We start from the raw sequence: 25,773 nt of genomic DNA, 5'->3' as shown, positions 1-25,773 counted from the left end.
CCGCACCCGCCGCCAGGTCACCCCGCGAGCGAGCGCAGCTGGCGCAGCGCCACCGAGAGCGTGGCGATGCCCGGCCGTTCGACGGCGTGCACGGTGGCCAGCGCCTCCATCGCGCGCCGGGCGGGCGCGCCGCCGTCGGCGAGCCACGCCTCGATCCGGTCCGCGGGAGCCCACGGCTCCGAGCCGTCGATCACCGACGCGGTCAGCGCCACCATCGCCGCGTACAGGTCGTCCCGCAGCGCGGACCGGGCCATCGAGTCCCAGCGGTCGTCCTGCGGCAGGTCCGACACCCGGCTGAGCAGGTCGCCGACGCCGGCGCGTGCCGAGAGGGCGAAGTACGTCCCGGCGACCTCGTCGAGGTCCAGGTCGCGGGTCGCCGCCAGCTCGACGACGTCGAGCAGCGGCAGCGACGCCAGGAGGCCCGCACCGCGCCGCGCGAGCTCGGGCCCGCACCCGGCGGCCTCCAGCTCGGCGACCCGCTCCGCGTACCAGACGGCGTCCTCACCCTGGAACAGCTCGGCCAGACGGCCGGCGCAGGAGCGCACCGGCGCGGCGAACGTGTCGATCTCCTCGCCCACGTCGATGCGGTCGGGACGGTGCTGGACGAACCACCGGGCCGCGCGGTCGAGCAGTCGTCGGAACTCGAGGTACAGCTCGGTCTGCACCGTCGTGCCCACCACGTTGTCCGTCGCCTCGACCGCCGCGACGAAACCGCTCAGGTCCATCACCTCGCGGGCCGCGACGAACGCCCGGGCGATCTGCGCGGTGGGCGCCCCCGTCTCGTCCGTCGCCCGGAACGCGAACGTGATGCCGCCCCGGTTGACCATGGAGTTCACCACCGCGTTGACGACGATCTGCCGGCGCAGCGGGTGGTCGGCGAGATCGCCCGAGTACCTCTCCCGGACCGCTGCCGGAAAGTACCCCGCCAGCGTCCTGGCGAACCACGGGTCGTCGGCGAGGTCCGACTCGGTGAGGTCCGACTTCAGCGCGAGCTTCGCGTACGCCACCAGCACCGCGAACTCCGGCCGCGTCAGGCCCTGGCCCTGCTCGGTCCGCCGGGCGATCTCCGCGGCGTCGGGCAGGACCTCCAGCTCGCGGTCCAGCTCGCCGCGCGCCTCGAGCCACTCCATGAAGCGCTCGTGCACCGGGAGCATCGAGGCGGCGTTGGCGCGCGAGTTGCCGAGCAGCACGTTCTGCTCGTAGTTGTCACGCAGCACCTGCGCCGCGACCTCGTCGGTCATCTCCTGCAGGAGCCGGTCGCGCTCGTCGAGCGCGAGCCGCCCGTCGCGCACCACCGCCCCGAGCAGGATCTTGATGTTCACCTCGTGGTCCGAGGTGCCGACGCCGGCCGAGTTGTCGATCGCGTCGGTGTTGATCTGCACCCCGGCGTGGGCGGCCTCGATGCGGCCACGCTGGGAGACGCCCAGGTTGCCGCCCTCCCCCACGACCCGGACGCGCAGGTCGGCACCGTCCACACGGACGAGGTCGTTCGCACGGTCCCCGATCTCGGCGTCCGTCTCGCCGGAGGCCTTGACGTAGGTGCCGATACCCCCGTTCCACAGCAGGTCGACCGGCGCGAGCAGCACCGCTCGCTTCAGCTCGGTCGGGGTGAGCGCCGTGACGTCGGCACCGATCCCGAGCGCCTCGGCCATCTGCGGGGTGACACGGACGGACTTCAGGGACAGCGGGAACACACCGCCCCCGGCGGAGACCAGCTCGCGGTCGTAGTCGTCCCACGACGAGCCGGGCAGGTCGAACAGCCGACGCCGCTCGGCGAAGGAGGCCGCCGCGTCAGGGTCGGGATCGACGAAGACGTGGCGGTGGTCGAACGCGGCCACCAGCCGGACGTGCTCGGAGAGCAGCATCCCGTTGCCGAACACGTCGCCGGACATGTCCCCGACGCCCACCGCCGTGAAGTCCTGGGTCTGCGTGTCGTGCCCGAGCTCGCGGAAGTGCCGCTTCACCGACTCCCACGCCCCGCGCGCCGTGATCCCCATCGCCTTGTGGTCGTAGCCCGCCGAGCCTCCGGAGGCGAACGCGTCGTCGAGCCAGAAGCCGTACTCCTGCGCGATCTCGTTCGCGAGGTCCGAGAACGACGCCGTCCCCTTGTCCGCGGCGACGACCAGGTACGGGTCGTCGCCGTCGTGGCGCACGACCCCGGGAGGCGGCACGACCTCGGTGCCCCGGCGGTTGTCGGTGATGTCCAGCAGCCCGCGGATGAACGTGCGGTAGGCGGCCTTGCCCTCGGCGAGCCAGGCGGCGCGGTCGTCGGCGTCGGGCAGGTTCTTGGCGACGAACCCGCCCTTGGACCCCGTCGGTACGATGACGGCGTTCTTGACCATCTGCGCCTTGACGAGACCCAGCACCTCGGTGCGGAAGTCCTCGCGCCGGTCGCTCCAGCGCAGTCCCCCGCGGGCCACCCGGCCGAACCGGAGGTGCACGCCCTCGACCCGCGGCGAGTACACCCAGACCTCTGCCATCGGTCGAGGCAGGGGCAGGTCGGGAACGCGCGCGCAGTCCAGCTTCATCGACACCCACGGTCTGGGCGAGCCGTCATCGTCCCGGACGTAGAAGTTGGTGCGCCACACCGCCCCGATGACGCCGACGAAGGACCGCAGGATGCGGTCGTGGTCGAGGCTCGCGACACCGTCGAGGTCGGCCAGCAGGGCGTCCGTCGCCTCCTGCACCCGTGCGTCACGGTCGTCGTCGAGATCCGGGTCGAGGCGTACCGCGAAGAGCTGCACCAGGTCGGCCGCCAGCTCCGGATGGGCGACGAGGGCGGCGTCGATGTACTCCATGGAGAACGCTGAGCCCGCCTGGCGCAGGTAGCGTCCGATCGCCCGCAGGATGACGATGTCCCGCCAGGACAACCCGGCGCGGAGCACCAGCGCGTTGAGCGCGTCGCTCTCCGCGGCACCCGACCACACCGCGCCGAAGGCGACCTCCAGGGCCCCGGCAGCGCCGTCGGCGTCCCACAGCGCCGGGTCCGGTGCGGTGAGACCGAAGTCCGAGATGTACCGGGTCTGACCGCCCGCCCGCTGCACGGTGTACGGGCGCTCGTCCAGCACGTCCACACCGAGGTCCACCAGCAGGGGCAGCACCTGGGTGAGCCGGTGCTCGTGCAGGGACGCGAGGGTGAGCCGGCGCAGGGCGGGGTCGGCGTCGTCCGGTGCGTAGAGGTGCACCGCGATGGGGCTGTCCGGGGTGAGGGCGTCGAGCCGGGCGATGTCCCCCACGGCCGCGGCCGGGGTGACCTGCTCCTTGTAGGCCTCGGGGAAGGCCGTCCCGTAGCGGGCCAGGATCTGGGCGGCCTCCTCCTCGCCGTGCACCCGGTGGAGCTCGTCGACCAACGCGGCGGACCAGGTCCGGATGGCCGCCTCGAGGCGGCGCTGCAGGTCCGCCTCGTCCACGTCCGGGATCGTGGCGTCGCGCGGGACACGCACCACGAAGTGCAGCTGCGCCAGGGGTGAGTCGTCCACCCGCGTGGTGTGCTCGACCCGCTCGGCGTCGAAGGCGTCCCGCAGCAACGCCTCGATACGCAGCCGCACCGTGGTGTTGTACCGGTCCCGCGGGAGGTAGACCAGGGCGGAGACGAACCGGCCGAACTCGTCGGTCCGCAGGAAGAGTCGTGTCCGGCGACGCTCGCGCAGGCGTGTCACCTGGCCCGCGACGTGGGCCAGGTGCTCGGCGGTGTCCTGGAAGAGCTCGTCGCGCGGGTACTGCTCGAGCACCTGCAGGAGATCCTTCCCCGAGTGGGACGTCGGCGCGTACCCCGAGTCGGCCAGCACCGCCCGTGCCTTCGCGGCGACGATCGGCAGCGTCAGCACCGACGAGGCGTAGGCCGCCGACGTGAACATCCCGACGATCCGGCGCTCGCCGGTGACGTTGCCCTCCTCGTCGAAGCTGCGCACACCGACGTAGTCGAGGTACACGTCACGGTGCACCGTGGCACGGGAGTTCGCCTTGGTGATCGTGAGCAGCCGGGGCTCGCGCGCGGTGCGGCGCGCCTCGGGGCGCAGGTGCACGACGGCGGTCCGCGCCCTGCGCAGGATGCCCAGCCCGGTGTGCGGCAGCGGACGCAGCACCTCTTCGCCGTCGTCCGTCTCCAACGCGTACTCCCGGTAGCCGAGGAACGTGAAGTGGTCCTCGGCGAGCCAGGTCAGGAAGTCCACCGTGGGGGCGACCGTCGTCGGGTCGACGGTGGCCGGCGGCTGCAGGCGCAGGTCGGTGCACAGCTCCAGGCAGGCGCGGCGCATCGCCGTCCAGTCGTCGACGGCGGCGTGCACGTCCCCGACGACGTCCCCCAGCCGGGCGACGAGGGCGTCGCGCTCCTCCTGCGCGGTGATGCGGTCGATCTCCAGATGGATCCACGACTCCAGCCGGCCACCGTGCGCACCGATCTCCACCAGCTCGCCGTCGTCGTCGCGCCGGACGTCGAGCACCGGGTGCTGCAGCACGTGGACCGTGCCGCCGTGCCGGGCGATCGCCGCGTCGACCGAGTCGACGAGGAAGGGGGCGTCGTCGGTGCAGACGTCGACGACGGTGCGGCGCGACGTCCAGCCGTCCTCCCGCAGCGTCGGGGTGAAGACCCGCACGAGCGTCTGCCCTGGTCGGCGACGCGCGGCGAAGCGGCAGGTCGACGCGGCCGCGCCGACGGCGTCCCGTGGGTCACGTTCCGCGAGGTCCTCCGCGCTGTACGCACCGAGGAGCCTGCGCACCGTTCGCCGCATCTCGACGGGCAGCTCCTCGAGGGCCCGGCGAGCCTCCTGGCTCGAGACGACGTCGTCGGTCATGAACCTCTTCGTTCTTCGTCGGGACCGATGATGACTGGCCCGTTCGATGCTATCCGAGGGACGCGATCTCGCCAGGTCGGCGCGGGCGCCTCAGCCGCCCGCGGCGCCCGGGCTCTCGGTGCCGCCGGCGTCGCGATCGCGGGCCCGGGGAGCGTGCCGCTCCAGGAACTCGTACACCTCGGTGGTGTCCACGCCGGGGAACGCGCCGGAGGGCATCGCCGCCAGCATCGAGGCGTGGGGGCGCGCGCTCGGCAGGGCGTGGCCGTCCCACCGCTCGGCGAGCGGGCGCGACGGCTGCCGGCAGCACGACTCGTCGGGGCAGCGGGAGGTGGACCGCGCCGTCGTCTCCCGGCCGAGGAACCACTTGACCTGCGCGTACGGCACGCCGACGCTGACGGAGAACCGCCCGTCCGGGGTGTCGGAGACCCGGGAGGTGCACCAGTAGGTGCCGGTGGGGGTGTCCGTGTACTGGTAGTACGGGCTCAGCCGGTCGGCGATGTCGAAGACCACCCGTGCCGTCCAGTGCCGGCACACGTGCTGCCCCTCGACGGTCCCCAGGGCGTCGGCCGGGAAGCGCACGCCGTCGTTCTCGTAGGCCTTGTGGATGGCCCCCGACTCGTGGACCTTCATGAAGTGCACCCCGATGCCGAGGTGCCGGGTGGCGAGGTTGGTGAAGCGGTGCGCGGCGGTCTCGTAGGAGACGGCGAAGGCGTCGCGGAGGTCCTCGATGGAGATCGCGCGGGCGTCCTTGGCCTCGCGCAGGTGCTTGACGGCCTCGCGCTCCGGCAGCAGCAGCGCGGCGCACAGGTAGTTCGCCTCGACCCGCTGGCGCAGGAACCCCGCGTAGTCGCGCGGCTCGGCGTGCTCCAGGACGTGCGAGGCCAGGGCCTGCAGCAGGGCGGAGCGCGCGTCGGAGCGCCCGCGGATGCCGTTGCTCGGCAGGTAGACGCGGCGGTGGCGCTGGTCGATGACGGCCCGGGTCGAGTGCGGCAGGTCCGACTCGTAGTGGATCGAGAACCCCAGGTGGGACGCGATGTCGACGGCGGCGCGCTGCGGGACCGGTCCACGCGTGTGCCCGACGTCGTCGAGCAGGGAACGCGCGACGATCTCCAGGTCCGGGAAGTAGTTGTCCTGCGCGCGCATGTCGGCGCGGAGCTCGGTGTTGGCCCGTCGTGCCTCTTCGGGGGTCAGCGCCCGCTCCGAGTGCAGGCGCTCGAGCTCGGCCTGCAGCGAGACGATCGCCTCCAGCGCATCGGTCGGCAGTGACTTGCCGACCCGCACCGGACGCACCCCGAGGGCCGAGAAGAGCGGGCCTCTTTGCACTCGCTCCAGCTCGATCTCGAGGGCGTCCCGGCGTGACGGCGCCTCCGGGGAGAGCAGGTCGTCCACGCTGGTGCCGAGCGCACGAGCGATGGCCTGCAGCCGGGCGATCGTGGGCTCCCGCTTGCCGTTCTCTAGCACGGAGATCTGCGAAGGAGCACGTGAGACAGCGTCTCCGAGCTCCTCGAGGGTCATCCCGCGCTGCGTGCGCAGGTGTCGGATCCGCCGCCCGATCGTCAGGGCGTCGGGTTCGTTCTCGACCGGGGGCGGCGCGGGAGGTGTCGCCGGCGGCCGGTACGTCGTCGTCGTGGCCATGATCCAGCGTGACATGCGCCACTCCTTCTGCCAAGCAGAAGAACCCTGGTTCTTCTCCGACGAATCGCTCGCCACCGGGGTTGCGCAGGCCGCAGAGTCGTTCCCGAGGGCACCTCCTCGGCGCCCCGGCCGAACGACGAAAGGCAGGACCATGACCGCGATCCTCGAGACCGGCTCCACGCCCGGGACCACCACGGCGACCCGGCCCGGCGACCAGGTCACCACCGCCGCCGCCCTCGCCGAGCGGTGGGCCACCGACCCGCGCTGGGCCGGCACCACGCGGGACTACACCGCCGAGGACGTCGTCGCGCTGCGGGGCTCCGTCGGTGAGGAGCACACCCTCGCCCGCCGCGGCTCCGAGCTGCTGTGGGAGCTGCTGCACACCGAGGACTACGTCAACGCCCTCGGTGCGCTGACCGGCAACCAGGCCGTGCAGCAGGTCAAGGCGGGGCTCAAGGCGATCTACCTGTCCGGCTGGCAGGTGGCCGGCGACGCCAACCTGTCGGGTCAGACGTACCCCGACCAGTCGCTCTACCCGGCGAACTCGGTGCCCGCCGTCGTGCGGCGCATCAACAACGCGCTGCTGCGCGCCGACCAGATCGACGTGGAGGAGAACGGCGCACCGACCCGCAACTGGATCGCGCCGATCGTCGCGGACGCCGAGGCCGGCTTCGGAGGCCCGCTCAACGCCTACGAGCTCATGAAGTCGATGATCGTCTCCGGCGCCTCCGGCGTGCACTGGGAGGACCAGCTCGCCTCGGAGAAGAAGTGCGGCCACCTCGGTGGCAAGGTGCTCATCCCGACCAAGCAGCACGTGCGGACCCTCAACGCCGCCCGGCTGGCCGCCGACGTCGCCGACGTGCCGAGCGTCATCATCGCCCGCACCGACGCCGAGGCCGCCACCCTGCTGACCTCCGACGTCGACGAGCGCGACCGCCCGTTCCTCACCGGCGAGCGCACCGCCGAGGGCTTCTACAAGGTCACCAACGGCATCGAGCCCTGCATCACCCGGGCCCACGCCTACGCCCCCTACGCCGACCTCATCTGGATGGAGACCGGCACCCCCGACCTCGACCTCGCCCGCCGGTTCGCCGAGTCGGTCAAGGCCGAGTTCCCGGACCAGATGCTGGCGTACAACTGCTCGCCGTCGTTCAACTGGAAGAAGCACCTCGACGACGACACCATCGCGAAGTTCCAGCGCGAGCTCGGTGCCATGGGCTTCAGCTTCCAGTTCATCACCCTGGCGGGCTTCCACGCCCTCAACCACTCCATGTTCGATCTGGCCCACGGTTACGCCCGTGAGCAGATGACGGCCTACGTGCAGCTGCAGGAGGCCGAGTTCGCCTCCGAGACCCGCGGCTACACCGCCACCAAGCACCAGCGGGAGGTGGGCACCGGTTACTTCGACCGCGTGTCCACGGCGCTCAACCCCGACGCCGCCACCCTCGCTCTCGCCGGCTCCACCGAGGCCGCTCAGTTCTGACTCGCTCACCACCCGTCGCGGCGGGACGCCCCCCTCGTCCCGCCGCGGCACCCTGGAGGTACACCATGACCACGATCGCCGACCCTCCCCGCACCCTGGCCCGCTCGACCGGCTCGCCCGCGACGCCGCCGCGCGGCACCGCCCTCGCCGACTCGGCCACCATCGCGGAGGGAACCATGGACGTCGTCGGACCCCCCGTGCCCGGCTCCGAGGAGATCCTCACCCCCGCGGCGCTGGAGTTCCTGGCCCTGCTGCACGACCAGTTCGCCGACGCGCGCACCGAGCTGCTGCTCACCCGGCAGCGCCGCACCCGCGAGATCGCCGCGGGCGCCGACCCCGACTTCCTGCCCGTGACCCGGGCGGTGCGCGAGGACTCCTCGTGGCGCGTCGCCGGGGCCGCCGGGGCACCCGGGCTGTCCGACCGGCGCGTGGAGATCACCGGGCCCACGGACCCCAAGATGACGATCAACGCGCTGAACTCGGGCGCCAGGGTGTGGCTCGCCGACGCCGAGGACGCCTCCAGCCCGACGTGGGAGAACGTCGTCGGCGGCCAGCGGGCGCTGCGGTCCGCGATCCGGGGCGAGCTCACCTTCGAGGCACCGTCGCCGGACGGTCGCACCCCCGGCAAGCGGTACGCCCTGAACACGTCCGAGCTGACGAAGATGCCCACCATCGTGTTCCGGCCGCGCGGCTGGCACCTGTTCGAGTCGCACCTGGCCTACACGGGCACGGACGGCTCCACCCAGCCGGCGTCGGGCTCGCTGGTGGACTTCGGGCTGTACCTCTTCCACAACGCGGCCGAGCTGATCGAGCGCGGGCGCGGGCCGTACTTCTACCTGCCGAAGCTCGAGGGCCACCGCGAGGCGCGGCTGTGGAACGAGGTCTTCGAGCTGGCGCAGGAGACGCTCGGCATCCCGCGCGGCACGATCCGCGCGACGGTGCTCATCGAGACGCTGCCCGCGGCGTTCGAGATGGAGGAGATCCTCTACGAGCTGCGCGAGCACTGCGCCGGTCTGAACGCCGGGCGCTGGGACTACCTGTTCAGCGTCATCAAGTGCTTCCGCAACCGCGGGGACTCCTACGTGCTGCCCGACCGCGCGCAGGTGACGATGACCGCCCCGTTCATGCGCGCCTACACCGAGCTGCTGGTGGCCACCTGCCACCGTCGTGGGGCGCACGCCATCGGCGGCATGAGCGCCTTCATCCCGGACCGCCGCAACCCGGAGGTCACCGAGCAGGCGTTCGCCAAGGTCCAGGCCGACAAGGAGCGGGAGGCCGGTGACGGGTTCGACGGCTCCTGGGTGGCTCACCCGGACCTCATCCCGGTCGCGCGGGCGGCGTTCGACGAGGTGCTCGGCAAGCGCGAGAACCAGGTGGAGCGGCTGCGCGACGACGTCACCGTCGGCCAGGCGGAGCTCCTCGACGTGGCCTCGGCCCGCCGGGAGGGCGCGACGATCACCGAGGCAGGTCTGCGGACCAACATCTCGGTGGGCGTGCGGTACATCGCCTCCTGGCTGCGGGGCACCGGGGCCGCGGCCCTGGACAGCCTCATGGAGGACGCCGCGACGGCCGAGATCTCGCGGTCCCAGGTGTGGCAGTGGATCCACTGCCACACCGTGACCGACGACGGTGTCGCCGTGACCCGCGAGCTCTGCGAGTCGATGCTCCGGGAGTTCCTCCGCTCGACGCCGCGCTCGCGCGGCGACCGGGTGGACGACGCCGCGGCGATCTTCCGCGAGGTGGCGATGGGTGACGAGTTCCCGCCGTTCCTCACCACGAGCGCCTACGCCCGCTACTTCTGAGCGAGGTGCCGAACAGGAGGTTGGGCCCGCTTTGGTCTCCCCAAGCGGGCCCAACCTCCTGTTCGGCATCAAGGCACGAGATCTGTCCACAGGCTGTGGATGGTGGCGGCGGGGTGGGCGCAGGTTCGGGAGGGTGGACGGCATGAACCTCACCACCACACCGTTCCGACCGGGCGACAAGGTCGCCGACGACGGCGAGCGCCTCGCGCTCGCCACCTTCCTCGCCGGCGGCGTCCTGCCCCGCGAACGCATCCTCACCCTGGCCTGGCTCGACGCCGACGACCGCGTCACCGGCATCGCCGTCCCGGTCCGCGAGGTCCCCCAGCACCCGAGCGACGACGACGCCGCCCGGTTCGGCGGGGTCATCGCCTCCGTCACCCAGCAGTCCGTCCCGGGCGGCTCCGTCGTCGCCATCCTGGAACGCCCCGGCGAGCAGTCCGTCACCGCCGCCGACCGCGCCTGGAACACCGCCCTGAGGGCCCAGGCCGCGCAGCGCGACTTCCGCCTGCACGGGCTGTTCGTCGCGGCCGGTGGTGCGGTGCGGCCGATCGCGATGGACGACGCGGGGTGATGGCGCCGGCAACCGACGAGGAACGACCCTCCCCTTCACGAACCACGTAGCGTGGACGGATGTCGCACCCCTGGAGCTCCAGCACCGCCGGTGAGCTGTTCGCCGCGGTGGTGGCCGAGCACGTCCGCCGCACCGAGCAGCGCGTCCCGGCCGCGCTGTCCGACGAGCCCGACGGCGTCCACCGCCTGCGCACCGCGGTCCGCAGGCTGCGCACCGTGCTGACCGTCTATCGCCCGGTGTTCGGCAAGCGGGAGGCGGACGCCCTGCGCGACCGGCTCACGGTGCTCGGCGACCTCCTGGGAGAGGTCCGCGACCTGGAGGTCCGGATCGCCGACGTCGACGCCGTGGGCGCCGGCGCGCGGGTGTCGGTCGAGGCACGCCGTCACCTGGTCGACGACCTCACCCGCCGCCACGACGCCGCCCACCGCCGGCTGGTGGAGTGGTTGAACGGCCCGGAGATGGCCGACCTCACCGCCGCCCTCGTGCGCTGGGTGGCCGACCCCCCGCGGGGTCCGAAGGCGGACGACCCGGCGCGCAAGGTGGCACGACGGCGCCTCGACAAGGCGGTCGCGAAGGCGCTGCGGACCGCCGAGGACGTCGACCTCGAACGGTTGAGCACGGCCTCGGGAGACGAGCTGGAGGACCTGTCCGCCGCAGCCCACCGGCTGCGCAAGGCCGGTCGCCGGGTGTCCCACGCGGCCCGCGCGGTGACCCGGAAGCCCACCAGGGCGCTCGGCGGGACCGCCCGGGAGCTGGGTGCGGCCGGCCAGCGGGTGCAGTCCACCTTGGGCGACCATCGCGACGCGTTCCAGCTCGCCGCCCACGTGACAGCGGTCGCCGACGCGGTGGCCGACGACGGCGGGGACCGGGGCCCGTACGACAGGCTCGCGCGGGCGGCGGCACGCCGCGGGGCCGAGCACCTCGACACCGCACGGGAGGCCGTCGAACGCCTCCGCGAGGTCGCGTCCGGCCGCTGACCTCCGGGGCCACGGCACTCGGGGCCACGGCACCGGGCGCCGGCGGCCGCGTGCCGTCAGGTCCGCACCGGCCGCGCGGTCGCCACGTCGTCCACCACGTCGACGATCATCTGCAGGTTCGCGATGAGTGCTCCGTAGAGCGGCCACAGCTTTCCCGAGAGATCTTCCGTCGACATGTCCCTCGCGAGGGTGCGCAGGTCGTTCCCCAACGTGGCGACGTCGGGTTCCGGCTGCGCGATGCGACGCCCGACCTCGGCGAGCAGATCGGTGTACCGGTCGCGGAACTCGGTGTCCCAGGTCTCGGCGTCGCGGTCGGACTCACGCACCAGGCGGGCGATGCTCCGTGTGGTCGACACACCCTCCTCGAGCCGCATCAGCACCTGTGGGTAGTTCTCGAGCTCGTCGCCGGGATGGCGTCGGCGCCGTGGGTTCCACGAACCGCTCTCCCTCGCGGTGCGCACGAGCGACCAGGCCCGCTCGACGTCGTCCGAGATCTCGCGGGTGCGTTCGATCCAGTCGTCCTCCTCCTGATCCTCCGACTCGCGGCGGAGCTGGGTCGCCATGCCGACGAGAAGGGCTCCGAGGGCTCGGTCGACCGCGTCGATCTGCTGCTGCGCGCTGCGGTCGTTGAGCGGGGGAAGGACCAGCGCGTTGACGGCCAGGGCGACGACCACGCCGATCGCGGTGGAGAGCAGCCGGTCGGGCAGCAGGTCGATCGTCTGCTCCGTCGAGGAGTCGTAGCCGACGGTGATGATGAACAGCACCGTCGTCGCGATCGTGATGCCCTCGTCGCGGTAGAGCGGGGCGCGGGCGAGGACCAGCGCCACCACCAGGGCCAGCCCGAAGGACAGGACGGTGGTCCCGAACGCCTGGACCACGACGAGGGACACCAGGATGCCGGTCCCGACGGCCAGCACCGTCTGCGTGCCACGCCAGAACGTGCGGTAGACGGTGGCGTGGACCGTCAGGAGCGCCACCCACGGCGCGAGGAACGCCTGGTGCAGCTCGAGCACCATCTCCGCGAGCGCCCAGGCGATCATCGTGGCGGCCGCGGCCTTCGCCGTCTGCAGGAGGTCCACCTGGTTCACCGGCGACCGGAGCCAGTCGCCGACCCGCCCACGCGCAGCCTTCCACCGGGTGTCCATCTGCCCAGTGAACGCGATCTCGCTCTGCGGCGCGCGGCATCTCCCGCGCGCCGACACGGAGTGCGCGAAACGCGCATCATGACCCGAACCGGGACATCCGGCGTCGGCAGCAGCGGAGAACCACCCTCAAAGGCCTGGACCTCCACGCGCCGTGCCCTTACATTTTCCGTGACGGACGCCACAGGGCGCCCGTCCGGCGGTCCTGTCCGGGAGCGCCGTGCCCGAGTCACCCGTCCGACCGAGGGAGCCGCCGAGACCCGCACCGTCCCGACCAGGCCGGTGCGACGCAGGAGGGAGCAGGACCGTGGCCGACGTGCTGGTCCTCAACGCCGGCTACGAGCCGCTGCACCGGGTGTCGGTCAAGCACGCCATCACGATGCTGGTCCGTGAGGTCGCGGTCGTCGAGGAGTTCGTCGAGGGCGAGTCCTTCGGTCCCTACCCGTTGCCCCGGGTGCTGCGCCTGGTGCGCTACGTGACCATGCGGTGGCTCTACCGGGGAGGTGGCCGCCCGGCGGTCACCAAGGACGGCATCAAACGTCGCGACGGTGCGTGCGCCTATTGCGGAGGTCCGGCGCAGACGGTCGACCACGTGATCCCCCGCTCCCGTGGTGGCGAGAGCTCGTGGCTGAACCTCGTCGCGGCCTGCCGGCCCTGCAACCATCGCAAGGCGGACCGCACCCCGCTCGAGGCGGGGATGCCGCTGCGGCTGGCCCCGTACGTGCCGCCGTTCGACCACGGACTCGTCCGGCGCCATCGACGCGCCAGACCGGTCGCTGCCTGATCAGCGGCTTCGACGATCTGTTCGGTACGACGCGGCCGGGTCGGCAAGCAGGTGTGCCGACCCGGCCGCGTCGTACCGAAGCGATCAGACGCCTTCGACGGGCTCCCAGCGCGTCTCGACGCCGTCCGGCTCGGCGGGGGGCGCCTCGAGGTCGACCTCGCCGACACGGGTGATCGCGCCCGTGACCGGCTGCGGCACGGCCGGGCCCTCGGAGTCCAGCACCCGGGTCGCGACGACGGTGGTGCCGAAGTTGGCGTGGCACTCGGTGCAGTACCAGTCGGGCGCCGGGACGGGGACCTCGAAGCCGCCGTACACGACGTCGGGCTCGGAGCTGACGACGTCGTCGGAGAAGGTCATGCCCCACACGATGCGCTTGGTCCGGCCGCGGACCCCGCAGCCGGGGCACTGCGGGCGCAGGCGTGCGCGCTGGGCGGAGACGGAGTGTGCGTGCATCAGCTCGTGGCACGGCGAGCACATCAGGTGCACGTCGCGGATAACCTGCTCGAGGGTGCGCCCCCCGGCCGTCGTGGTGCCGAGCCGGACCGCGCCGTCGTCGTGCGCCTGCAGCTCGTGCACGTCGACGAACCGCTCGCAGGTGGCGCAGCGCTCCTCGCGGCGCATCGCCCAGCCGGAGACGGCGCGGTGGCCGAGGACGCGCAGCACGTGCACGTCGGGGGCTGCCGTGCCCTCGGCGCAGTCACCCGGGTCGATGGTGTGCACCGGGCCGTCGTGGAACTGGTTCGCGACGCCGTCCAGGACGGCGCGGGCGTGCTCGGCGGGCAGCCACCCGGACGAGCCGATGTAGGCGTCTGCGCCGTCGAAGAGGTCGGCCCACACGATCGGCCGGTCGGGTCCGAACAGCTCGTCGGTGACCCAGGAGTCCCCGTCGGACGATCCCATGAGCTCCACGGAGGCCACGACACCCGCGTCACCCAGCACGGTGACGACGACGTCGCCCCGCTTGGGACCGTCCGGTCCGCCCGGCAGGGTGTGCGTGGAGGAACGGGTCGCGATCGCGATGGACTCGTTCAGCCAGTCGGTGGACCAGTTCAGGTACACGGACGGGACGAGCCATGCCGGCAACGACGAGACGGACGGGAAGGCCTCTGCTTCGGTGCTCACGAAGTGCAACATAGCGGGTCGGGGTGGTGGCGCGGTACCCCGTCGGGCCCCCCGGCCCCCGATGGAGACGCCGTCAGTCGCGCAGGGCCGCGGCCTCGGCGTCCGTGAACAACCGTGAGCGGATGAGGAACCGCACCCCCTCGGGTGCCTCCACGCTGAACCCGGCGCCACGCCCGGGCACGACGTCGATCGTCAGGTGGGTGTGGCTCCAGTACTCGAACTGGGCCCGGCTCATCCAGACCGGCACGGTGAACGAGGTACCGGTCCCGCCGGCACCGGGCCCGTCCGCGCTGTCCGCCACCGTCAGGTCGCCCAGGTGGACGTCCGCGTCCCCGGTGAGGAAGTCGCCGTCCGGGTAGCACATGGGGCTGGACCCGTCGCAGCAGCCGCCGGACTGGTGGAACATCAGCTCGCCGTGGCGGCGCCGCAGCCGAGCGAGGAGCTCGGCCGCGGCGCCGGTGACGGCGACGCGTGTCGCCTCGGCCATGGCCTAGAAGAACCCGTCCCGCACGCCCGAGTAGCTGACGAGCAGGTTCTTGGTCTGCTGGTAGTGGTCGAGCATCATCTTGTGGTTCTCGCGCCCGACGCCGGAGCCCTTGTACCCGCCGAACGCGGCGGCCGCGGGGTAGGCGTGGTAGCAGTTGGTCCACACCCGCCCGGCCTGGATGTCCCGGCCCGCCCGGTACGCCGTCGTCCCGTCGCGGGTCCACACGCCGGCGCCCAGCCCGTAGAGGGTGTCGTTGGCGGTCTTGATGGCGTCGTCGTAGTCACCGAACTCGGTGACGGACACCACCGGCCCGAAGATCTCCTCCTGGAAGATCCGCATGGAGTTCTTGCCCTCGAAGACGGTCGGCGCCACGTAGTACCCGCCCGTGAGGTCCCCGCCCAGGTCGACCCGTTCGCCGCCGGTGAGCACGCGAGCGCCCTCGGCCTGGCCGATGTCCAGGTAGGACAGGATCTTCTCGAGCTGGTCGTTGCTGGCCTGCGCGCCGACCATCGTCTCGGTGTCCAGGGGGTTGCCCTGGACGGCGGCCTTCGTCCGCTCGAGGGCGTCCCCGAGGAACTGGTCGTAGATGTCCGCCTGGATGAGCGCGCGCGAGGGGCAGGTGCACACCTCGCCCTGGTTGAAGGCGAACATCGTGAAGCCCTCGAGCGCCTTGTCGTAGAAGTCGTCGCGCTCGGCGGCCACGTCGGAGAAGAACACGTTCGGCGACTTGCCGCCGAGCTCGAGGGTCACCGGGATGATGTTCTGCGAGGCGTACTGCATGATCAGCCGGCCGGTCGTGGTCTCGCCGGTGAAGGCGATCTTGCGGATGCGCGGGGAGGAGGCGAGGGGCTTGCCGGCCTCGACGCCGAACCCGTTGACGATGTTCAGCACGCCCGGGGGCAGCAGGTCGCCGATGATGTCCATCAGGTACAGGATCGACGCCGGGGTCTGCTCGGCGGGCTTGAGCACGACGGCGTTGCCCGCCGCGAGCGCCGGTGCCAGCTTCCACGTGGCCATGAGGATCGGGAAGTTCCAAGGGATGATCTGCCCGACGACGCCGAGCGGCTCGTGGAAGTGGTAGGCGATGGTGTCGCCGTCGATCTCGGAGATCGAGCCCTCCTGGGCGCGGATGGCGCCGGCGAAGTAGCGGAAGTGGTCGATCGCCAGGGGGATGTCGGCGCCCAGCGTCTCGCGCACGGGCTTGCCGTTCTCCCAGCTCTCGGCCACGGCGATCCTCTCGAGGTTCGCCTCGATGCGGTCGGCGACGGCGTTGAGGACGTTGGCCCGCTCGGTGACGGACGTGCGACCCCAGGCGGGGGCCGCGCCGTGGGCGGCGTCGAGCGCTCGCTCGATGTCCTCCGCGGTGCCGCGGGCCACCTCGGTGAAGGTCTGCCCCGTGACAGGGCTGGGGTTCTCGAAGTACTCCCCGCCGGCGGGGGCGACGTACTCCCCGCCGATCCAGTGGTCGTAGCGGCTGCGGTACTCGACGATCGACCCGGGCTGCCCCGGTGGCGTGTAGACGGTCATGCGTGCTGCCTCCTCGCGCACTCGCGTCGGCCCGGTCGGCTCCCTGGGCCCGACGACGGCGCTTCCTCGCGCCGTGGCGCTCACGCTAGGCGGCGGAGGGTTGCAGCCTCGTTGCAGCGGCCGGGGTGAGGGGAGCGCCGCGCTGTGACGCTCAACGCAGGGCCGCGTCGACGACGGCGAGGTGGGCTCGCGCACGGTGCCACAGCGGGCTGCCGTGATCGGCACGGCGCACCAGGAGCGCCCAGGCCTCCACGTCGTCGGCACCTTCGTCCGTCCTGGTCCAGGCGTCGAGGGCGGCCGGGTCGGCGCTGCCGACGACGGCGGAGCGCACCTCCGCGGTCAGCTCGGCCCGCAGGCGTTCGACACCGGGGGCGACCGAGCGGGGCAGCAGCGGTCCGGAGTAGACGGCGAGCGCCTGCGTGGTCCGTCCGACGGCGAGGAGCTCGCGCACGACGTCGACGTCGCTGCGTGCGCCGGGGGCGAGCCGGTAGGGGCGCGAGCCGGTGACGATCCCGGCGGCGGCCCGGCGCAGGCGGGAGATCTCGGCGCGGACCGCGACGTCGGACAGGTCACCGGGGTGCAGCAGCACGGCGAGCTCCTCGGCGGTGACCCCCCGGGGGTGGGCGCCGAGCAGCGCGAGGATCTCGGCGTGCCGCGGCGAGAGCCGCTGGTCGCCGTGGGAACCGCGGAGGACCGGTGCGCCGAGGAGCCGCAGCACAGGGGTGCTGCCGGCGCGGGCGACGGGAGCCGGGCCACGCCCGGCGAGCTCACGCTCGAGGCTGGCGACGGTCGCCCGGACGAGGGAGAGCACGACCCGTGAGGCGGCGGCGCGGCCCCCGGTCACGTCCAGCACACCGAGGACCTGACCGTCGGGGGTGCGGATGGGCGCGGCGGCACAGTTGAGCGACTGGACCGGTCGGGAGAAGTGCTCGGCGCCCAGCACCTGGACGGCCCGCCGGGTGGCCAGGGCCGTGCCGGGGGCGTTGGTGCCGACGTCCTCCTCGCGCCAGAGCGCTCCGGCGACGAACCCGACCCGTTCCGCCGTCGTGCGGGTGCGGGTGTCGCCCTCGACCCACAGGAGCCGGCCGACGTCGTCGCCGATCGCGACGACCAGCCCGTCGTCACGGGCGGGGTCGACGACGAGGTCGCGGACGAGCGGCATGAACGGTGCCAGCGGGTGGGTCGTGCGGTAGTCGTCGAGCGCGCGGTCGTCGATCCCGCCGTCCGCGTGCGGCGCGTCGGGGTCGACGCCGCTGAGCAGGCTGCGTCGCCAGGAGGCGGCCACGAGGGGGTCGATCCCGGGTGCGAGGGACCCCGTGCCGAGGAACCTGTCGTAGGCGGTACGCACCGAACGCCGGTCGCGCCGGGCCGTGCGGGCGGGGCCCGCAGGGGGCGTGCGAGGAGCGGCGGGCTCCTGCCCGGCAACGGGGTCCAGCATGGCGCCTCCGACGTCGTCGTGCGGTGGTGCTGTCAGTGTAGGCAGCCGCGCGCCGGCCGCGACCGCCCGTCGTGCGCACCTGTCTCACATCCTGGTCCCACATCATGGACGGCGGGTGTCGTCGCTGGTGGATGCCTGCCTAGGGTGTGGGCAGACCACGCGGCACCGACCACGCACCCACCGGAGGACACCATGCCCGCACCCCTGGACCCGAACCCCCGCCTGCAGGAGTACGCCCACCCCGAGCGCCTCGTCACCACCGAGTGGCTCGCCGACCACCTCGACGACCCCGGCCTCGTGGTCGTCGAGTCCGACGAGGACGTGCTGCTCTACGAGACCGGCCACATCCCGGGCGCGGTCAAGGTCGACTGGCACACCGACCTCCTGCTCCCGGTGGAGCGCGACTACCTCGACGGCCCCGGGTTCGCCGACCTGCTCGGCTCCAAGGGCATCGGGCGCGACACGACCATCGTGCTGTACGGCGACAAGAACAACTGGTGGGCCGCCTACACCGCCTGGGTCTTCACCCTGTTCGGGCACGAGGACGTCCGCCTCCTCGACGGCGGCCGCAACCTGTGGGTCGCCGAGGGCCGGGAGCTGACCACCGACGTGCCCGCGCCCGAGCCGGCGGGCTACCCCGCCGTGGACCGCGACGACTCCACCTTCCGCGCGTTCAAGGAGGACGTGCTCGCCCACCTCGGCAACGGCCCGCTCGTGGACATCCGCTCGCCGCAGGAGTTCACCGGCGAGCGCCTGCACATCCCGGACTACCCCGAGGAGGGTGTGCTGCGCGGCGGCCACATCCCCACCGCGCACAACGTCCCCTGGGCCACGGCCGTGGCCGAGGACGGCACCTACAAGCCGCGCGCCGAGCTCGAGAAGATCTACCTCTCCGACCCCTCCGAGGGCGGGCTCGGCATCCGCGCCGAGGACAAGGTCATCACCTACTGCCGCATCGGCGAGCGCTCCAGCCACACCTGGTTCGCGCTGCACTTCCTCCTGGGCCTGACGGACGTGCGCAACTACGACGGCTCCTGGACCGAGTGGGGCAACGCGGTGCGCGTGCCGATCGTCGCCGGCGACCAGCCGGGCGAGGCACCGCGCCGGGCCGCCTGAGACCGGGGCACCTGAGGGACACTGGGACCATGACCGACGACGCGCCCACCACCGCCGAGCTGCCCGCACAGCTCGCCGAGATCCGCGAGGACTTCCTGGCGCTGAGCGAGCCCGACCGGCTCCAGCTCCTGCTCGAGTTCTCCCGCGAGCTGCCCGAGCTGCCCGAGCGGTACGCCCTGGCACCCGGCCTGCTGGAGAAGGTCGAGGAGTGCCAGTCACCGGTGCGCGCCTTCGCGGAGGTGGACGGCGACGTCGTGCACTTCTACGCCTCGGCCCCGCCGGAGGCCCCCACCACCCGGGGCTTCGCCTCGATCCTGGCGCAGGGCCTGTCCGGACTCACGCCCCGGCAGGTCCTCGACGTGCCCGAGGAGTTCCCGCTGCAGCTCGGCCTGACCCGCGCGGTCAGCGCGCTGCGCCTCAACGGGATGGCAGGGATGCTGACCCGCGCCAAGCGCCAGGTCGTCGAACAGCTGGCAGCGTCCTGACGGGACTCCCCGCGCTGCTCCCTGTGCCCGACCCGCCGAGAGGCTCACCCGCCCGTACCCTGGGCGCGTGAGCCTCTCGAGCGTCCTGCTGCTCCTCGCCGGCTTCGTGCTGCTCGTCGGCGGCGGGGAGTCCCTCGTCCGCGGGGCAGCCTCCCTCGCGCGCACGATGGGGATGTCCGCCCTGGTGGTCGGACTGACGGTGGTGTCCTTCGCGACGTCGAGCCCCGAGCTCGCCGTCAGCGCCGGCGCAGCGCTGTCGGGCTCCCCCGGCCTGGCGATCGGCAACGTCGTCGGCAGCAACATCGCCAACATCCTGCTGGTCCTGGGCATCTCGGCGATCGTCGTCCCGCTGGCGGTCACCTCCCGCGTCGTCCGCACCGACATCCCGGTGATGATCGCGCTGTCCGTCCTCGCGCTGGTGCTCGCCCTCGACGGCACGATCAGCACCGTGGACGGCGTCGTGCTGCTCGTGCTGCTGGTCGGCTACGTCGTCGTCACGGTGCTGCGCTCCCGGCGCGGCTGGACCGACCGACCGCCGGCGCCCGAGGACACCGCCGGCGGTCAGGGCGCCACGAGCCGGTTCCGCACCACCCGTGCACGCTCCGTCCTGGTCGACGTGGTGCTGGTCGCGGTCGGGGTGGCGCTGCTGGTGACCGGCGCCCAGCTCCTCGTGCGGGCGGCCACCGAGATCGCCACGACCTTCGGGGTGAGCGAGCTCGTCATCGGGCTGACGGTCGTCGCCGTGGGGACCTCGCTGCCCGAGCTCGCCACGAGCATCATCGCCGTGCGGCGGGGCGAGCGAGACCTGGCGGTCGGGAACATCGTGGGCAGCAACATCTTCAACATCGGCGCCGTCCTGGGGCTGACCGCCGTCATCTCGCCGGGCGGGATCGGCGTCGATCCCGCAGCCGTGCACTTCGATCTGCCGCTCATGGTGGCGGTCGCCCTGGCGCTGCTGCCGGTGGCCTTCACCGGACAGATCATCAAGCGTTGGGAGGGCGCCCTCTTCGTGGCCCTGTACCTCGCCTACCTCACGTTCGTCCTGCTGGCCGCCACCGAGCACGCCGCGCTGCAACCCTTCAGCGCCACCATGCTCTGGTTCGTGCTGCCGGTGACGGCCGTGTGGCTCGTCGCCCTGGCGGCCTACGAGCTGGGGCTGCGCCGCGGGCGGCGACAGGTGTGACAGAGTTGGTCCCATGACCGTGCTCGTGGCCTACAACGTCTCCCCGCACGGCGAGGCGGCAGTCCGCGCGGCGCTGGCGGAGGCCGAGCGTCGCGACCTGCCGCTGCACGTGCTCGTGCTGGACCCGCAACCTGCCGACGTCCCGTCGCCCCCGGAGCTGACGGCCCTGCTGGCCGACGCCGGCGCCGTCCCGGTCGTGACCTCCCGCGACGAGCTCACCGAGCCCGCGGACGCCATCCTGGACGCCGCCGAGTCGACCGGGGCGACGCTCGTCGTCCTCGGTTCGCGCAAGCGCTCCAGCCAGGGCACGTTCCTCATGGGAACCACGACGCAACGGGTCCTGCTCGACTCCCCCGTGCCCGTCCTGGTGGTCAAGGACGCCTACGGGGCCTGAGCCGCGAGCACGCCCTCCGGAGCCTCAGCGCAGGCGACGCAGGAAGTCGCGGGTACGCTCCCGCTGCGGGTCGTCGAGCACCTGTGCCGGGGTACCACGTTCGTGGACCTGGCCGTCGTGCAGGAACACCACCTCGTCGGCGACCTCGCGTGCGAACCCCATCTCGTGCGTGGCGACCACCATCGTCGTGCCCTCGTCGCGCAGCGCGACCAGCAGGTCGAGGACCTCGCCCACCAGCTCGGGGTCGAGCGCGGAGGTCACCTCGTCCAGGAGCAGCAGCTCCGGCGCGCCGACCAGCGCCCGCGCGATGGCCGCTCGCTGCTGCTCCCCGCCCGAGAGCTCGTCCGGGTAGGCACGTGCCTTGTGCGCCAGCCCCACCTTCTCCAGCATGGCCAGGCCGGACGCCGCGGCCTCCGCCCGGCCGCGGCCGTGCACCAGCCGGAGCGCGAGGGTGACGTTGTCGAGGACGCGCAGGTGCGGGAACAGGTTGTACTGCTGGAACACCATCGCCATGCGTGCCCGGGCAGCGTTCGCGTCCACCCACGGGTCGGCCACGTCGACACCGTCGAGGAGCACCTGGCCGTCGTCGACCTCCTCGAGCAGGTCGATCACCCGCAGCAGGGTCGACTTGCCGGACCCCGACGCCCCGATCAGCACGACGCACTCGTGCTCGGTGACGTCGAGGTCGACGCCGTCGAGCACGACCTTGGGCGCCGCCCCCCTGCCGGGGCCGGGATAGGTCTTGCGCACGCCGCGCAACGACAGCAGCGACGCGCTCATCGGATCACCCCGCCGCCGCTCACGCCGCGCAGGCGGCCGCGCCAGCCCTGCCGCGCGGACCAGGCGTCCACCAGACGCGTGAGCGGGATCGACAGCAGGAGGAACAGCAGGCCGGCCACGACGTAGGGCGTGAAGTTGTAGTCCCCGGTGGTCGCGATCTGCGCGGCCCGGATGGCGTCCACGGCACCCAGGATCGAGATGAGGCCCGAGTCCTTCTGCAGGGAGACGAGCGTGCTGGCCGTCGGCGCCGTGACGTTGCGGACCGCCTGCGGCAGCACGACCCGGCGCACCGTCTGCCCACGGGAGAGACCGAGCGAGCGTGCGGCCGCCACCTGCGAGGGGTGCACCGACTCGATACCCGCGCGGAAGATCTCCGCCAGGTAGGCCGTGTACGTCAGCACGATCGCGAGCCCGCCCAGGAACGCCGCGCTCACCGGCAACCACTCGAGGCGCAGGGCGGGCAGCCCGAAGCCGGCCAGCAGGAGCACCAGCAGGACCGGCACGCCGCGGAAGACGTCCACGTAGACCACCGTCAGCACCCGCAGCGGGAAGAGCGCGGGCAGCCGCGAGGTGCGGACCACGGCCAGCAGCAGGCCGACCACGAGCCCGACCACCGAGGCGACGACCCACACGCGCAGGTTGAGCAGCAGCCCTTCGGCGACCTCGGGCAGCACCTCGACGGCACGCTCGGGCGAGAAGAACGCCTGCCGTGCGCGTTCCCAGCCCGGCGCCGTGGCCACGACGTACGCGACCGCTCCCACGACGACGGCGGTCGCCACGGTCGCCACGGCGAGCGCCCGGCGCCGCTGGGTGCGGCGGAAGGCCTCTCGCTCCCGGGCGAGCTCCGACGGCTGCCAGTCGGTCATCGCCTCAGGAGAGCTGCTCGATGTCGTCCGAGGCGAGCCACGTCGTGCGCAGCTCGTCCAGGGTGCCGTCGGCCTCCAGCTCGTCCACGGCGGCGGAGACGCACGCGGTGAGCTCGGAGTCCTTGTCGAGCACCAGGCCGAGCTGCTCGGGTTCGCCGGCGTCGGGCAGCGTCCCGACGACGCTGGTGTCCGGGAAGTACACGGTGGAGGCGGCCACGCCCTGGTCGACGTCCATCACCATCGCGTCCACGGTGCCCGAGGTCAGCGCGGTCATCCCGTCACCGGCGGCGCTGAAGGGCACCACGTCGGCGTCCTCGCCCCAGGCCTGCTCAGCGGCCGCCAGGGACGTCTGCGAGGCGGTCACACCGATCTTCGCCCCGGCCAGGTCCGCCAGGCCGGTGGCGTCGGCGTAGTCGCCGTCGTCGGCCACGATGACGCCCTGCCGGCTCGTGAGGTACGGGCTGGAGAAGTCGACCGCCTCGGCACGCTCCTCGGTGATCGTCGTCTGGTACGCGGCGATGTCGAACGTCTTGATCGCCGGCGAGACGATCTGCTCGAAGGTCACCGACGTCCACTCGACGTCCTCTGCCGCGTAGCCCAGCCGGTCCGCCACCTCGTAGACCAGCGCGGACTCGAAGCCCTCGCCGCCGGCGGGGTCGCCGACGTACCAGGGCTCGAAGGGATCGGACGCGCCGACGGTCAGCGTGCCGGACGTCAGCGTGGGAAGGTCGGCGGCGTCGCAGCCGACCGCTCCGGCGGGTGCCTCGGTACCGGCCGACGTCGCGGGTTCCGCGGGAGAGTCGTCGGGGCCGCACGCGGCCAGGCCGAGGACGACGACAGGGGCGAACGCTACGGCGAGCACAGGGCGGGGTCGCACAGGAGATCCTCCAGGTCACGGAGCGGCGCGGGGTCGCACCACCTGATGCATCACAACACGTCACGGTACCGCTGACATCCCTCGCGGCCGTGCGGCTCGTCACAGTGCCGGACGATGTCGATCCGGGCGGTCCTCGTCCGTCATCAAGGTGTCAGGACCACCCGAAGGAAGGACGATGTCACCATGACCACCTACACCGTGCTGCTTCCCGGCAGCGACGACTCCTGGGAGAACGCCACCGCCGAGCAGAAGGCCACCGTCGTCGGCCTCCACGAGACGTTCGCGCGGCTCATGGCAGAACGCGGCCACCGGATCACCGGCGGCGAGGAGCTCATGCCCGCGCACACGGCGACGACGGTCCGCCAGGACGCCGCCGGAAACATCTCCGTCACCGACGGCCCGTACGCCGAGGCCGCCGAGCACATCTCCGGCTTCTACACCGTCGAGTCCGACGACCTCGACGACCTGCTGCAGGTCTGCGGCGTCCTCGCCGGCACCGCCCTCCCGGGCACGCAGGACGTCGTCGAGGTCCGTCAGGTCGTCGACCACTCGGGTGACGCGGGGGCGTGACGTCCACCGACGACGTCGCCGACATCGCCTACCTGGCCTTCACCGCCGGGTACACGCCCGGCTCCGGCGACGCCGTCGTCCGGGTCGACCTGGCGGGCGAGGCGATCCGTCTGGTCCGCGTGCTGCGTGACGTCCTGCCGCCCACGGCGGACCGACGCGAGCTCGATGCGCTGCTGGCCCTCATGCTGCTGCAGGCCCTCATCGCCGCCGAGCACGCCATCGCCCCGCAACCGACCGCGACGGCCTGGGACCGGATCCTGGCCCGCTACGACGAGCTCGTCGGGCTGACGGGCAGCCCCGTCGTCCGGCTCAACCGGGCCGTCGCGGTCAGCGAGGTGCACGGTCCGGACGCCGGGCTGGACGCACTGGCCGACGTCGTGCTGCGCGGCCATCGGCTCCCCGCCGTCCGTGCCGAGCTGCTGGCCCGGGCCGGACGCACGGACGAGGCGCGCGACGCCTACGACGCCGCGTGCGCCCTCTGCGGGAACGAGGCCGAGCGCGCGCACCTCCGACTGCGACGGGACGCGCTCGCCTGAGCCTGCGACTCAGGCGTGCACGTGCCCCTGCTGCCCCGTCGACGCGGCGATGTCGGCCTCTGCCTGGCCGAGCAGGGTGTCGGCCAGGCGCCGGAGCGCCCGGCCGGCCGCCACCTCGTCGCCGATGACGGGCACCTCGGCGTCATCCGGGTCCTTGCGCGCGTGGCCGACCGCCCGCAGCGCACCCACGTCGGAGTGCTCGGGTGGGCCGGCCACCAGCACCGCCTCGGCCGTGGTGCTCCCCGCTGCCTCCACCAGCGCCACCTGCACCTGCCAGGTCACCGCACGCGCCGGGCGCACGTCGGGCACCTGGTCACCGGCATCGTCGTCGGTGGGCTGCACGAGGGAGTCCGGACCGGGGAACACCAGCGTCTCCTCGCCCGTGTCCGACCACCGCACCCGGTACGGCGGGGAACCGTCCTCGTGAGGACACTCCACCACGACGCCGTCGCGCACCGCTCCCCCGACCACTCCGGCGGCCGTCACGATCCTGTCGCCCACCGAGGCCTTCATGATGATCCCTCCGTCGCGTCGTCGAGCACCTGGTGTGCCTCCATGGTGCGCCCGGAACGGGGGGCTCGCGTGCCGGAGGTCCGGTCGTCGCGCGTGACCACGTCGGCCGACCGCTGTCGCAGCTCAGTGCGAGCGCAACGCGTCGATCAACTCGTCCTTGGTCATGCTCGACCGCCCGTCGATCCCGATCTCGGCGGCGCGTCCTCTGAGGTCGTCGACCGTCCAGTCCTCGTAGGACCCGGAGCGACCGCCCTTGGCGCCCACACTGCTGCGACCCTCGTTGGCCGCGGCGTTCGCGATGCGCGCCGCCTTCTGCTTGCTGCTGCCCTCGTCGCGGAGCTTCTCGTAGAGCTCGTCGTCCTTCACGCTGGGGCCGGGGTCTCGTCGCGGCACGGTTCTCTCCCTTCGCACCGGCGGCCACCCGACGGCGGTCGCCTCGGCGCCATCGTGACCCCGACGTCACGGTGGTCGCATCTCGGCACCGGGACGCCGAGAGGCCCCCGGAAGATTCCGAGGGCCTCTCGAGGCGGACCGCCTGACGCGATCCTCTGAGTAGCGGGGGCAGGATTTGAACCTGCGACCTCTGGGTTATGAGCCCAGCGAGCTACCGAACTGCTCCACCCCGCGGCGATGTCTCGAACACTACGGCATCCCTGGTGCAGGATCCACCTGGCAGCGTGCGACCCACGACA

General features: G+C 72.6%; 23 protein-coding genes and 1 tRNA gene. 11 read left to right on the top strand and 13 right to left on the bottom strand.

Going from position 1 to position 25,773, the window contains the following annotated elements:
• Positions 1 to 17: 17 nt before the first annotated feature.
• Positions 18 to 4,793: an NAD-glutamate dehydrogenase gene (locus HDG69_RS05140; RefSeq protein ID WP_171782641.1), complete on the bottom strand. Its 4,776-nt coding sequence runs from the start codon at positions 4,791 to 4,793 to the stop codon at positions 18 to 20.
• A 90-nt stretch (positions 4,794 to 4,883) separates the two neighbouring features.
• Positions 4,884 to 6,443 carry a helix-turn-helix domain-containing protein gene (locus HDG69_RS05135; protein WP_425484011.1) on the bottom strand — a complete coding sequence of 520 codons (1,560 nt, stop codon included), beginning with the start codon at positions 6,441 to 6,443 and terminating at the stop codon, positions 4,884 to 4,886.
• Positions 6,444 to 6,579: 136 nt separating this feature from the next.
• Here HDG69_RS05135 and aceA point away from each other — a divergent pair, with 136 nt between their 5' ends.
• The 4 genes from aceA (at position 6,580) to HDG69_RS05115 (ending at position 11,261) form a co-directional block, all read left to right on the top strand.
• On the top strand, positions 6,580 to 7,911 hold the full coding sequence (gene aceA, locus HDG69_RS05130) for an isocitrate lyase (protein WP_171782640.1): 1,332 nt from the start codon (positions 6,580 to 6,582) through the stop codon (positions 7,909 to 7,911).
• A 176-nt stretch (positions 7,912 to 8,087) separates the two neighbouring features.
• A complete protein-coding gene (gene aceB, locus HDG69_RS05125) occupies positions 8,088 to 9,713 on the top strand; it encodes a malate synthase A (RefSeq protein WP_171783184.1) in 1,626 nt (541 codons plus the stop codon).
• Between the two features lie 142 nt (positions 9,714 to 9,855).
• Positions 9,856 to 10,284, top strand: coding sequence for a hypothetical protein (locus HDG69_RS05120; RefSeq protein WP_171782639.1), 429 nt, complete (start codon positions 9,856 to 9,858; stop codon positions 10,282 to 10,284).
• 59 nt (positions 10,285 to 10,343) lie between these two features.
• A complete protein-coding gene (locus tag HDG69_RS05115) occupies positions 10,344 to 11,261 on the top strand; it encodes a CHAD domain-containing protein (RefSeq protein WP_171782638.1) in 918 nt (305 codons plus the stop codon).
• 56 nt (positions 11,262 to 11,317) lie between these two features.
• On the opposite strand, the gene HDG69_RS05110 is transcribed toward HDG69_RS05115, so the two are convergent.
• On the bottom strand, positions 11,318 to 12,406 hold the full coding sequence (locus tag HDG69_RS05110; RefSeq protein ID WP_171782637.1) for an FUSC family protein: 1,089 nt from the start codon (positions 12,404 to 12,406) through the stop codon (positions 11,318 to 11,320).
• Between the two features lie 304 nt (positions 12,407 to 12,710).
• Here HDG69_RS05110 and HDG69_RS05105 point away from each other — a divergent pair, with 304 nt between their 5' ends.
• Positions 12,711 to 13,187 (top strand): HNH endonuclease, encoded by a 477-nt coding sequence (locus HDG69_RS05105; RefSeq protein ID WP_171782636.1) that lies wholly within the window; start codon positions 12,711 to 12,713, stop codon positions 13,185 to 13,187.
• Between the two features lie 84 nt (positions 13,188 to 13,271).
• Here HDG69_RS05105 and HDG69_RS05100 read toward each other — a convergent pair whose 3' ends face one another.
• From HDG69_RS05100 to HDG69_RS05085, 4 genes are all read right to left on the bottom strand, one after another.
• Positions 13,272 to 14,309, bottom strand: coding sequence for a hypothetical protein (locus HDG69_RS05100; RefSeq protein ID WP_343036259.1), 1,038 nt, complete (start codon positions 14,307 to 14,309; stop codon positions 13,272 to 13,274).
• Positions 14,310 to 14,382: 73 nt separating this feature from the next.
• Positions 14,383 to 14,796, bottom strand: a complete 414-nt coding sequence (locus tag HDG69_RS05095) for a DUF779 domain-containing protein (RefSeq protein WP_171782634.1) — start codon at positions 14,794 to 14,796, stop codon at positions 14,383 to 14,385.
• 3 nt (positions 14,797 to 14,799) lie between these two features.
• On the bottom strand, positions 14,800 to 16,323 hold the full coding sequence (gene exaC / locus HDG69_RS05090) for an acetaldehyde dehydrogenase ExaC (RefSeq protein ID WP_171782633.1): 1,524 nt from the start codon (positions 16,321 to 16,323) through the stop codon (positions 14,800 to 14,802).
• 151 nt (positions 16,324 to 16,474) lie between these two features.
• On the bottom strand, positions 16,475 to 17,761 hold the full coding sequence (locus HDG69_RS05085) for a GAF domain-containing protein (RefSeq protein ID WP_171782632.1): 1,287 nt from the start codon (positions 17,759 to 17,761) through the stop codon (positions 16,475 to 16,477).
• A 192-nt stretch (positions 17,762 to 17,953) separates the two neighbouring features.
• On the opposite strand from HDG69_RS05085, the gene HDG69_RS05080 reads away from it, so the two are divergent.
• The 4 genes from HDG69_RS05080 to HDG69_RS05065 all read left to right on the top strand — a co-directional run bounded on the left by HDG69_RS05080 (position 17,954) and on the right by HDG69_RS05065 (position 20,939).
• Positions 17,954 to 18,877 (top strand): sulfurtransferase, encoded by a 924-nt coding sequence (locus tag HDG69_RS05080; protein WP_171782631.1) that lies wholly within the window; start codon positions 17,954 to 17,956, stop codon positions 18,875 to 18,877.
• A 29-nt stretch (positions 18,878 to 18,906) separates the two neighbouring features.
• On the top strand, positions 18,907 to 19,362 hold the full coding sequence (locus HDG69_RS05075; RefSeq protein ID WP_171782630.1) for a SufE family protein: 456 nt from the start codon (positions 18,907 to 18,909) through the stop codon (positions 19,360 to 19,362).
• 67 nt (positions 19,363 to 19,429) lie between these two features.
• The gene (locus HDG69_RS05070; RefSeq protein WP_171782629.1) at positions 19,430 to 20,545 is read left to right on the top strand and encodes a calcium/sodium antiporter; all 1,116 of its coding nucleotides are present in this window, start codon (positions 19,430 to 19,432) and stop codon (positions 20,543 to 20,545) included.
• A gap of 13 nt (positions 20,546 to 20,558) precedes the next feature.
• Complete coding sequence (locus HDG69_RS05065) at positions 20,559 to 20,939, top strand: universal stress protein (protein WP_171782628.1); 381 nt, start codon at positions 20,559 to 20,561, stop codon at positions 20,937 to 20,939.
• 24 nt (positions 20,940 to 20,963) lie between these two features.
• Here the strand turns inward: HDG69_RS05065 and HDG69_RS05060 are convergent, their stop codons facing one another.
• From HDG69_RS05060 to HDG69_RS05050, 3 genes are read right to left on the bottom strand one after another with little or no spacing between them, the layout of a single operon-like run.
• Complete coding sequence (locus tag HDG69_RS05060) at positions 20,964 to 21,719, bottom strand: amino acid ABC transporter ATP-binding protein (protein ID WP_171782627.1); 756 nt, start codon at positions 21,717 to 21,719, stop codon at positions 20,964 to 20,966.
• A complete protein-coding gene (locus tag HDG69_RS05055; protein WP_171782626.1) occupies positions 21,716 to 22,585 on the bottom strand; it encodes an ABC transporter permease subunit in 870 nt (289 codons plus the stop codon). The genes HDG69_RS05060 and HDG69_RS05055 overlap by 4 nt, the downstream gene beginning before the upstream one ends.
• 4 nt (positions 22,586 to 22,589) lie before the next feature.
• Complete coding sequence (locus HDG69_RS05050) at positions 22,590 to 23,462, bottom strand: transporter substrate-binding domain-containing protein (RefSeq protein ID WP_171782625.1); 873 nt, start codon at positions 23,460 to 23,462, stop codon at positions 22,590 to 22,592.
• Positions 23,463 to 23,645: 183 nt separating this feature from the next.
• Here HDG69_RS05050 and HDG69_RS05045 point away from each other — a divergent pair, with 183 nt between their 5' ends.
• Entirely contained in the window at positions 23,646 to 24,032 is a 387-nt protein-coding gene (locus HDG69_RS05045; RefSeq protein ID WP_171782624.1) for a YciI family protein, read from the top strand.
• Positions 24,029 to 24,568, top strand: coding sequence for a DUF6596 domain-containing protein (locus HDG69_RS05040; RefSeq protein WP_171782623.1), 540 nt, complete (start codon positions 24,029 to 24,031; stop codon positions 24,566 to 24,568). The genes HDG69_RS05045 and HDG69_RS05040 overlap by 4 nt, the downstream gene beginning before the upstream one ends.
• 9 nt (positions 24,569 to 24,577) lie before the next feature.
• On the opposite strand, the gene HDG69_RS05035 is transcribed toward HDG69_RS05040, so the two are convergent.
• From HDG69_RS05035 to HDG69_RS05025, 3 genes are all read right to left on the bottom strand, one after another.
• Positions 24,578 to 25,081: a dsRBD fold-containing protein gene (locus HDG69_RS05035; protein ID WP_171782622.1), complete on the bottom strand. Its 504-nt coding sequence runs from the start codon at positions 25,079 to 25,081 to the stop codon at positions 24,578 to 24,580.
• A 123-nt stretch (positions 25,082 to 25,204) separates the two neighbouring features.
• Positions 25,205 to 25,474, bottom strand: coding sequence for a DUF7218 family protein (locus HDG69_RS05030; protein ID WP_171782621.1), 270 nt, complete (start codon positions 25,472 to 25,474; stop codon positions 25,205 to 25,207).
• A 160-nt stretch (positions 25,475 to 25,634) separates the two neighbouring features.
• Positions 25,635 to 25,708 (bottom strand) — tRNA-Met (locus HDG69_RS05025).
• Between the last annotated feature and the right edge of the window lie 65 nt (positions 25,709 to 25,773).

It is taken from the genome of Isoptericola halotolerans (assembly GCF_013149785.1).
Classification (GTDB): domain Bacteria; phylum Actinomycetota; class Actinomycetes; order Actinomycetales; family Cellulomonadaceae; genus Isoptericola; species Isoptericola halotolerans.
Note: the sequence above shows the minus strand (reverse complement) of the source record. Positions and strands in the feature narration are given on the sequence as shown.

Bases quoted from the DNA above. Each gene is read 5' to 3' on its own strand.
- HDG69_RS05055 (WP_171782626.1), bottom strand. From the start codon at position 22,585: ATGACCGACTGGCAGCCGTCGGAGCTCGCCCGGGAGCGAGAGGCCTTC.
- HDG69_RS05045 (WP_171782624.1), top strand. From the start codon at position 23,646: ATGACCACCTACACCGTGCTGCTTCCCGGCAGCGACGACTCCTGGGAG.
- HDG69_RS05120 (WP_171782639.1), top strand. From the start codon at position 9,856: ATGAACCTCACCACCACACCGTTCCGACCGGGCGACAAGGTCGCCGAC.
- HDG69_RS05095 (WP_171782634.1), bottom strand. From the start codon at position 14,796: ATGGCCGAGGCGACACGCGTCGCCGTCACCGGCGCCGCGGCCGAGCTC.
- aceA (WP_171782640.1), top strand. From the start codon at position 6,580: ATGACCGCGATCCTCGAGACCGGCTCCACGCCCGGGACCACCACGGCG.
- HDG69_RS05135 (WP_425484011.1), bottom strand. From the start codon at position 6,443: ATGTCACGCTGGATCATGGCCACGACGACGACGTACCGGCCGCCGGCG.
- HDG69_RS05060 (WP_171782627.1), bottom strand. From the start codon at position 21,719: ATGAGCGCGTCGCTGCTGTCGTTGCGCGGCGTGCGCAAGACCTATCCC.
- HDG69_RS05110 (WP_171782637.1), bottom strand. From the start codon at position 12,406: ATGGACACCCGGTGGAAGGCTGCGCGTGGGCGGGTCGGCGACTGGCTC.
- HDG69_RS05080 (WP_171782631.1), top strand. From the start codon at position 17,954: ATGCCCGCACCCCTGGACCCGAACCCCCGCCTGCAGGAGTACGCCCAC.
- aceB (WP_171783184.1), top strand. From the start codon at position 8,088: ATGGACGTCGTCGGACCCCCCGTGCCCGGCTCCGAGGAGATCCTCACC.
- HDG69_RS05035 (WP_171782622.1), bottom strand. From the start codon at position 25,081: ATGAAGGCCTCGGTGGGCGACAGGATCGTGACGGCCGCCGGAGTGGTC.
- HDG69_RS05085 (WP_171782632.1), bottom strand. From the start codon at position 17,761: ATGCTGGACCCCGTTGCCGGGCAGGAGCCCGCCGCTCCTCGCACGCCC.
- HDG69_RS05075 (WP_171782630.1), top strand. From the start codon at position 18,907: ATGACCGACGACGCGCCCACCACCGCCGAGCTGCCCGCACAGCTCGCC.
- HDG69_RS05140 (WP_171782641.1), bottom strand. From the start codon at position 4,793: ATGACCGACGACGTCGTCTCGAGCCAGGAGGCTCGCCGGGCCCTCGAG.
- exaC (WP_171782633.1), bottom strand. From the start codon at position 16,323: ATGACCGTCTACACGCCACCGGGGCAGCCCGGGTCGATCGTCGAGTAC.
- HDG69_RS05065 (WP_171782628.1), top strand. From the start codon at position 20,559: ATGACCGTGCTCGTGGCCTACAACGTCTCCCCGCACGGCGAGGCGGCA.
- HDG69_RS05115 (WP_171782638.1), top strand. From the start codon at position 10,344: ATGTCGCACCCCTGGAGCTCCAGCACCGCCGGTGAGCTGTTCGCCGCG.